General features: G+C 71.2%; 2 protein-coding genes. Both read right to left on the bottom strand.

Features of this window, described 5'->3' with window-relative positions:
* Window positions 1-553, bottom strand: a 553-nt coding sequence (locus MBELCI_RS18725; RefSeq protein WP_045320546.1) for a four-carbon acid sugar kinase family protein, incomplete at its 3' end; no start/stop codon positions are given.
* Window positions 553-1,401: an L-threonate dehydrogenase gene (ltnD, locus tag MBELCI_RS18720; protein ID WP_021695806.1), complete on the bottom strand. Its 849-nt coding sequence runs from the start codon at window positions 1,399-1,401 to the stop codon at window positions 553-555. The genes ltnD and MBELCI_RS18725, both read right to left, overlap by 1 nt.
* Window positions 1,402-1,737: the final 336 nt, after the last annotated feature.

The following is a 1,737-nucleotide window of genomic DNA, read 5'->3' as shown; positions in this document are numbered from 1 at the left end:
CGAGCCGCCCCCGGATCGCCTCGGGCCCGTTGAGCACCACCTCGGCAGGCACATGCCCGACCGCGCCCGTCACCTGCCGCGCCAGCCAGCGGCGCAGGTCGGGATCGGTCATCGGCGTCAGCGGATGGTTCTCCATGCCGCTCTCGCTCAGAAGCCGGTCGTTCACGAAAAGATGCCCCTGATAGACCGAGCGTCCCGCCGCCGGAAAGGCCGGGCAGACGATGACCCGCTCCGCGCCGAGCCTGTCGGCCAGCGCCTCGGCCACCGGACCGATATTGCCCTCGGGCGTGGAATCGAAGGTCGAGCAATATTTGAACAGGATCTGCTCGCAGCCCTGCGCCAGCAGCCAGTCGAGCGCCGCGAGCGAGAGCCGCACCGCTTCCTCGACCGGGACCGAGCGCGATTTGAGCGCGACGATGCCCGCCTCGACCCCCGCCGCGGCAGGCGCGTCGGGCACGCCGACATATTGCACGGTGCGCATCCCCGCCTTGGTCAGCGTGTTGCCCAGATCGCTCGACCCGGTGAAGTCGTCCCCGATACAGCCCAGCAGCATCAGCCCTCTCCCGGCAGGCTCAGACCCGCGTCGCGCGCATAGACCTTCGTGACGGCGGCGTCGTCCTCGCCCCCCCAACCGGCCGCAACCGCGCGCTCGAACTGACCCAGCGCCGCGTGGGTGAGAGGCACCGGCAGGCCCGCGCCATCGGCGATACCCGAGACGATCCCGAGATCCTTGGGCCAGATCGTGACCGCCGAGCGGGCGGCGTAATCGGCCTCGACCACATGCGGCGCGCGGTTCTCGAACATCCACGAACTGCCCGCCGAGACGCGGATCACATCGACCGCGCGGCCAAGGTCGAGCCCCTGGCTCGCCGCCAGCGCCAGCGCCTCGCCCATCGCGGCGATATGCACGCCTGCGAGAAGCTGGTTCACCGCCTTCATCGCCGACCCGGCCCCGGCCTCGCGGCCCAGATCATGCACCGTCTCGGCCATCGCATCGAGAGCCGGGCGCGCGGCATCGAAGGCGGCCCCGGACCCCGAGGCCATGATCGACAGCCGGCCTTCCCTGGCCTTGGTCGCCCCGCCCGAGATCGGCGCGTCGAGGTAATAGAGCCCCAGCGCCTCGGCCCGCACGGCCATGTCGCGCGCGACCTGCGGGTCCACCGTGGCGCAGGAGATGATCGCGGCCCCTTGGCGCATCGCCGTCGCGCAGCCCTGCGCGCCGAACAGCACAGCCTCGGTCTGCGCCGCGTTCAACACGACGCTCACCACGATGTCGCTTTCGGCGGCGGCCTCGACCGCGCGCCCCGCCTCGCCGCCGATCGCGACGAGCGGCTCGGCCGCGCCGTCGCGCAGGTCGCAGCCGATCACCCGGTGCCCCGCCCGCCTGAGCGACAGCGCCATGCCGGAGCCCCATCGACCCCAGACCGATCACCGTGATCACCGCCATGCCCCGCTGCCCCCTCCGGCTTTGGTATACCATTTGCTCCCACGGATCGGCGGGCCTGTCAATCACCCGGCCTGTCGATCCGGTCATCGACCCTATGCCCGAGACGACAAAGGGCGCCGCGACCCTCCCCGGTCGCGACGCCCTGTCCGCACCTCGCGCGCGCTTCAGCCGCCGAAGCGCTCGCGCAGCAGGTTCTTCTGGACCTTGCCCATCGTGTTGCGGGGCAATTCGTCCAGTATTTCGAGGCGGCGCGGCTGTTTGAACCGCGCCAGCGATCCCTGAAGCGCCGC

This window comes from Limimaricola cinnabarinus LL-001, assembly GCF_000466965.1.
GTDB lineage: Bacteria > Pseudomonadota > Alphaproteobacteria > Rhodobacterales > Rhodobacteraceae > Limimaricola > Limimaricola cinnabarinus.
This window is presented reverse-complemented; position numbering and strand designations above follow the sequence as displayed.